The 6,562-nt window shown below is 41.3% G+C and carries 7 protein-coding genes; all 7 read right to left on the bottom strand.

The features are described 5' to 3' along the window. A partial coding sequence (locus tag ACVPON_RS04625; protein WP_462876641.1) for an RHS repeat-associated core domain-containing protein occupies positions 1-1,239 on the bottom strand: 1,239 nt, incomplete at its 3' end. A 353-nt stretch (positions 1,240-1,592) separates the two neighbouring features. Continuing rightward, entirely contained in the window at positions 1,593-2,021 is a 429-nt protein-coding gene (locus tag ACVPON_RS04620; RefSeq protein WP_462876640.1) for a hypothetical protein, read from the bottom strand. A gap of 22 nt (positions 2,022-2,043) precedes the next feature. Further along, on the bottom strand, positions 2,044-2,814 hold the full coding sequence (locus ACVPON_RS04615) for a pre-toxin TG domain-containing protein (RefSeq protein ID WP_462876638.1): 771 nt from the start codon (positions 2,812-2,814) through the stop codon (positions 2,044-2,046). Positions 2,815-2,848: 34 nt separating this feature from the next. Then, positions 2,849-3,208: a hypothetical protein gene (locus ACVPON_RS04610; RefSeq protein WP_462876636.1), complete on the bottom strand. Its 360-nt coding sequence runs from the start codon at positions 3,206-3,208 to the stop codon at positions 2,849-2,851. Between the two features lie 11 nt (positions 3,209-3,219). Further along, a complete protein-coding gene (locus tag ACVPON_RS04605) occupies positions 3,220-5,280 on the bottom strand; it encodes an RHS repeat-associated core domain-containing protein (protein WP_462876634.1) in 2,061 nt (686 codons plus the stop codon). 573 nt (positions 5,281-5,853) lie between these two features. Further along, the gene (locus ACVPON_RS04600) at positions 5,854-6,240 is read right to left on the bottom strand and encodes a barstar family protein (RefSeq protein WP_462876633.1); all 387 of its coding nucleotides are present in this window, start codon (positions 6,238-6,240) and stop codon (positions 5,854-5,856) included. Between the two features lie 2 nt (positions 6,241-6,242). Beyond that, positions 6,243-6,562 (bottom strand): ribonuclease domain-containing protein (locus ACVPON_RS04595; RefSeq protein ID WP_462876631.1); only part of this gene is annotated, 320 nt, incomplete at its 5' end.

Here is a 6,562-nt window from a genome sequence, read left to right as displayed (position 1 = left end):
TTTCACCGTATTCCAAGCATTACTTGCTACTTTCTTTGCACCATTCCATAACTTCTTAGCACCCCTAACAAGTCCCTGCAAGAAATGCCCACTTGGGTCGGTATAGTTGACTGGATTGTTGTGAACATAGCTGTAGCGGTTCTGACTGAGTGGAGCCGTCAATTCACCTTGATAGGAATCCTCTGTAAGGAAAATCCCTGCTTGGCTGTCGTAATACCGTGCTCTGAGGTAATCTAGTCCTGTGATGTCACGAGCTTCCCCATTGTAGGCAAATGGATTTCCTGTCTCGTCTGTGCTAGACTTGCTTGCTCCGTAGAGTTGGTACTGGCTGGACGCAACTGCTACTCCGTCCTTGGTCAAGCCTGTGACTGTTCCTGCCTGATTGGTCAGGTAGTGATAGGTATCCCCCGTCTCATGGTTGAGATAAGACGTCCTGCCCTGTCCGTAGGTATAGGTTTCTCTTGCTTTTAAGTCTCGGTCATAGGTCTGGAGTACCTCGGTATGTTTCCGATTGACATCGTTGACATAGTTCCGCTCTTCGTAGTAGTTAAAGCTATCCTCCCGTGTGGTGTAAGGAATGAGAACCTCTTTGACCTCACTCGCATAGGTCACTTGACCCTCACCCGGCAGATCTCCAAGCTCTGGTGGGTTGACCACTAGCCCCTCCTTGGTCGCACGGTCTTTCGCTACTTTCTGGTGGTAGGCAGTCGACACATCGTCAAAGAGTTCGTGCCAAATGCTTCCCACCGTCTGTGGTAGGGTAGACAATGCCTGTAAGACATTCTGGCTAAAGCCATACCAGAAGAGGCTAGGCTCCTCACCAGCTGGTGCTGTATATGGCGATTTCTTCTTGTCCTCACGCTTGAAGAGCTGGTAGCTATGTTTACCTTTCTTACGGCTAGCGGTAAAGACCCGATTATCGTCCCCGTCATAGAGGGCTGCCATCAGAAGTCCCTCCTTGTCCTTAACCGCAAGGAGGCGGTTCTCCGTGTCGTAGAGGTAGTCTAGCTTCTCCTCATTCTGCTTAGAAGAAATCCGATTGCCGTTCTTATCATAGGTATAGGTGGTCGTTCCGTCCTTGTTTTCTAGTTTGGTTAGGCGGTTATTATCGTCATAGGCGAAGCGGGTCTCTTCTTTCTTGCCCTCTACTTCTTCCGTACTAGTCAGCTTGTTTCCTGCTAGGTCATAGGTGTAAGTCAGCTTGGACAGTTCCTTACCGTCCTTACTTGAAACCGTCATGGTCTCAATCTGATCGAGATAATCAGTATATCATGTAATACAGTCTAAATAGTGAAAAATTTACTTATCTTTCTGTATTTTTACGAATAAAGTAAGTAGAGAGCAGTTTTATCACTTATCTTGCTTTTATATGACAACATGTTAAAGCATAGTGGTGATGTGGAAAACACCTATGGAGTATAACTCCATAGGTGGGCGGGGAGCTAGGAAAGAGAGGACGGAAAACGATACATTATCCAGCGTTTTCAAAGTCCTCGATAACTAGCTCAATCGCCAACAGCACCACGAAACACCGCTTTAAGAAATAATGGTACTTTGAAATAAACATTATATAACCTGTTACAAACAGTTTACTAATTAGTTCGTTTATCATTCTCACACCAGAAAAAATGTTGATCTGCAATTGGAACTTTGGCAATCTCAATATCTTGACAAATCAGAGAAAGTATCACTAATCCCTCTAAATTCACACAACACCTAACGAAAGTTTCATCATGATATTCAAGTGATATATCTTGACACGTGTATAAATAATTTTTTACAAAATCTTTCACTTTTACTTTTTTTCGATTTCTAACATCTGTCTCATAATTTATCTCTGCACATCCAATAAAACTAATTTTCCAACATTTATCTAAATTAGCTTGATGAGCTGTAAAAGCTTCTAAATACATGTGAACCTCATCACCAAAATATAATATTTTAAGATCCAGAACGCAAGTGTCCCAATAATCAATTCGATTTATTTCTTCCTGCTTCTCTATAATTTCGTATTTTTCCATTATACTACCTCCATGCTATATATTATTGACCATTATTCCAAGGAATATGTGCATCTGAACTACGATAATCAACTATCCTTCCGTTTATATCCAAAGAATTTCCGTGATTATCATAAAAATGCATGTGAGGATAGTTTGTTTTCCCATCTGGCGGATCAATACGAATTATAGGTTTAGGACTAACATCATCATAAATATGTACAAAACCATTATGTTCTTGAATACTCCATCCCTTGTCTGTTGGTACTGCTTTCCGAATCTCATCAATTGACATAGCTTGGATATCTCTAGGTGATAATTTATCAAGTCCTGTTATCCCCCTACTAGCATCATTAACAGTATCAACAGCCTCTGCAACTTTCAGAGAATCTTTGGTATCATCAATCCTATCTATAGATTTCAAGGCTTTAGAGGCATCAGCGATATCATCAACTGTATCAACGACTTTTCCTGCTTTTCCTACTTTAGCTACCTTACCTAACTTCCCTGCTTTTGCAATTGGAAACACAGTAGTAGCGATATCAAAGACAAGCTCTCCAGTTGCCCACCAGCGGTTGGCTTCCTCACCTGTTACAGGGTCTTTTCCTGTCCAGATACGTTTGGCATTATACCAGCCACTAAGTTCACCACCAAGAGTCTTAAGAAGCCTCACTCCCTCTGCCCTTCTTGCTGCTAGCTCTTCCTCAGTCAACACTTTCGATTTAGCAGTAACTTTGGGCTGATAGCGAGAGCTTGGTCCAGCAGGGCTATCCCAACTGGCAATTCCTCCCTTTCTTTGACCACAGGGAAACAATTTTCTGTGTCACAGATTATAATATTGCTTTATATCAAATTTGATACTCAATATTGTCAAGTGGTATATTTGAATAATCTTCAATCTCAAAGCCTGCAGCATCAAAAATCTCAAGTTCATCTACAAATCCATCAATCACATGTAGCAAGAATTCTATTGGGCGATATCCTCTAAAATCTTCTACATATGCTAACATTGTAATAGGTACCCGTTCATGAAAAGGATAGCATCTATTTGTTAATGTGGCTAATTTGATTGAGGCAAATCCTCGTGTTATTTCTTCAGAAACGACATATGCGTTGGATAATTGTTCAGATATAATCTTTTTACCATCAAAATCAGGTTTCATCATTAAGGTGAGCCATTTTTTCTCTAAAGAATGTAATCTTCTCATTTGTTATAACCTCACTTATCTTTTGGAATATATGTTCCAATATTGATTCTCCCATCTCCTAAATTATATGGTCTATATTCTATAATATGTCCATTGACACTAAGTGTAACCCTAGGAGATTCTCCAATCTTCGGAATATTTTCAGAAACGTGTTGAGCAATTGCATTCTCTACATCTGAGATATCTAAATTAGGAATATCTTCAAAATGTCTCGCACCATGACCAAATGTTATTTTCTTATCTCCTTTGATAATAGTTGTTGTTATTCCTCCGCCTCCTTTAGGAGCTTTATACCCTTTTGAGACATCACTAACATCATCAACTGTATCAACAACCTCTACAACTTTCAGAGAATCTTTGGTATCATCAATCCTATCTATAGATTTCAAGGCTTTAGAGGCATCAGCGATATCATCAACTGTATCAACGACTTTTCCTGCTTTTCCTACTTTAGCTACCTTACCTAACTTCCCTGCTTTTGCAATTGGAAACACAGTAGTAGCGATATCAAAGACAAGCTCTCCAGTTGCCCACCAGCGGTTGGCTTCCTCACCTGTTACAGGGTCTTTTCCTGTCCAGATACGTTTGGCATTATACCAGCCACTAAGTTCACCACCAAGAGTCTTAAGAAGCCTCACTCCCTCTGCCCTTCTTGCTGCTAGCTCTTCCTCAGTCAACACTTTCGATTTAGCAGTAACTTTGGGCTGATAGCGAGAGCTTGGTCCAGCTGTGCTATCCCAGCTGGCAACTCCTCCCCCTCCAAAGCTGATAGGTTTAGGAGAGGCCCCTTTATCTTTTGCCTTAGTAGTCTTTGGATCACAGACATGGCGCATCGTTTCTTCAAATGACTTGGTCCAGTTAAGGAAAAGATTCGTCGCTTCACGCGATTTTGGAGTACCATATTGTCCAGTTGCTTGCGCATACTCCTTCCGAAACTGTTGCTGACGGTATCGAATCGCCTGTGCATGGGCTTGGGCTCTGACTTGAGCTTCTTGTTGTTGAATATAGTCGTAGGCAGAAGCTGTTGGGACATAAGTTGGAACATAGGTGTAACTGTAGACACCTGTCTGTTGCTGGCGAATCTGATGCGCCTTATGCTCAGCTGTTGTGGGCGCATAAAGTGTCCCATCTTTATAGTTAATCAGTGGTTTTGGTTGACTATATCGAGGTTTTCCAGCACCTAAAAACATAGTAAATGGAGAAGCCGCAATATGCCCACTTGGATCGGTATAATTGACTGGGTTGTTGTGAACATAGCTGTAGCGGTTCTGACTGAGTGGATCCGTCAACTCACCTTGATAGGAATCCTCTGTAAGGAAAGTACCTGCTTGGCTGTCGTAATACCGTGCTCTGAGGTAATCCAGTCCTGTGATGTCACGAGCTTCACCATTATAGGCAAATGGGTTGCCTGTCTCGTCTGTGCTAGACTTACTTGCTCCGTAGAGTTGGTACTGGCTGGACGCAACTGCTACTCCGTCCTTGGTCAAGCCTGTGACTGTTCCTGTCTGATTGGTCAGGTAGTGATAGGTATCCCCCGTCTCATGGTTGAGATAAGAGCTTCTGCCCTGTCCGTAGGTATAGGTTTCTCTGGCTTTCAAGTCCCGGTCATAGGTCTGGAGTACCTCGGTATGCTTGCGGTTGACATCGTTGACATAGTTCCGCTCTTCGTAGTAGTTAAAGCGATCCTCTCGTGTAGTGTAAGGAATGAGAACCTCTTTGACCTCACTCGCATAGGTCACTTGACCCTCACCCGGCAGATCTCCAAGGTCTGGTGGGTTGACCACTAGCCCCTCCTTGGTCGCCCGGTCTTTCGCTACTTTCTGGTGGTAGGCAGTCGACACATCGTCAAAAATCTCATGCCAGATGGTCCCCACCGTCTGCGGTAGGGTAGACAGTGCCTGTAAGACATTCTGACTAAAGCCATACCAGAAGAGACTCGGCTCCTCCCCATTCGGGGCAGTATAAGGAGACTTCCTCTTCTCCTCTCGTTTGAAGAGCTGATAGCTGTTCTTCCCTTCCTTACGGCTAGCGGTAAAGACCCGATTATCGTCCCCGTCATAGAGGGCTGCCATCAAAAGCCCCTCCTTGTCCTTGACCGCAAGGAGCCGGTTCTCGGTATCGTAGATGTAGTCTAGCTTGTCATCATTCTTCTTAGACGAGATGCGGTTGCCGTTCCTGTCGTAGGTATAGGTGGTCGTTCCGTCCTTGTTTTCTAGTTTGGTTAGGCGGTTATTGTCATCGTAAGTGAAGCGGGTCTCTTCTTCCTTGCCCTCTACTTCTTCTGTACTAGTCAGCTTGTTTCCTGCTAGGTCATAAGTGTAGGTGAGTTTCGATAATTCCCTACTTGACCGTGATAATCAGTATATTACGTAACATGTTCTACATAATAAAAATGATTTATCTTTCTGTATTTTTATTTTACTTTTACGAATAAAGTAAGTAGAGAGCAGTTTTATCACTTATCTTGCTTTTATATGACAACATGTAAAAGCATAGTGGTGATGTAGAAAACACCTATGGAGAGAAGCTCCATAGGTGGGCGGGGAGCTAGGAAAGAGAGGACGGAAAACGAAGAAATAATTTCGAGCGTTTTCAAAATCCTCGATAAACTAGCTCAATCGCCAACAGCACCACGAAAAATCTTTTCAATCAACTAAATAAACATTGAAAGACTTCTTCTTCCCTCCAACGACATATTTTTCAACATCGCTATCCCACCACTCAACAGTGTCTTTAAGAATATCTAAAAAAATTCTCTTAGAATTTGCATCATTAGCAAATAAATATCTAGCATTATCTATAAAAATAAGTATATTATCCGGAATTATATAACTGGGACGTTCTAGTCTATCTTGTAAAGCATCCCAATTACCATCAACTAAATCATCAATATAGAAAATATCGGCTAATTTCAAAATAGCATCATATTCAGTTTGTATCTTTTTTCCATCAAGATTCACTATAAAGTAATTTTGATATCTAGTTCTTAACAGTATCTTACTAAATCTGTTTATTTTACTAAATTTATTCATTACTATTCCACCTTTATAAAACTTTTATAGTGCCTGTCAGTATAATATATACTTCCATCACTTCCACGGACGAATCTCTCCGCATCACGACCACTATTTATTACTTTAGAATTAATATCATATTCTTTATAAGTAATTTCATTACCATAATTATCAAAATTTGGCAAATAATCCTTATCATTTTTAAATTTGCCACCTGCTTTTGTTCCTGTACTTTGTCCTTTATATGTTCCCTGCCAATTATTTCCAGAATATCCTTTATAAGCATCTTGTACGTTCTGAGGTAGTTCATCTATTGATTTAGTTCCTCTTAATCCTTTTA

The organism is Streptococcus sp. 1F3 (assembly GCF_054968985.1).
The sequence above is the reverse complement of the archived record's forward strand: the minus strand, read 5'-3'. Positions and strand labels throughout refer to the sequence as shown.

Bases quoted from the DNA above. Each gene is read 5' to 3' on its own strand.
- ACVPON_RS04610 (WP_462876636.1), bottom strand. From the start codon at position 3,208: ATGAGAAGATTACATTCTTTAGAGAAAAAATGGCTCACCTTAATGATG.
- ACVPON_RS04620 (WP_462876640.1), bottom strand. From the start codon at position 2,021: ATGGAAAAATACGAAATTATAGAGAAGCAGGAAGAAATAAATCGAATT.
- ACVPON_RS04605 (WP_462876634.1), bottom strand. From the start codon at position 5,280: ATGGCAGCCCTCTATGACGGGGACGATAATCGGGTCTTTACCGCTAGC.
- ACVPON_RS04600 (WP_462876633.1), bottom strand. From the start codon at position 6,240: ATGAATAAATTTAGTAAAATAAACAGATTTAGTAAGATACTGTTAAGA.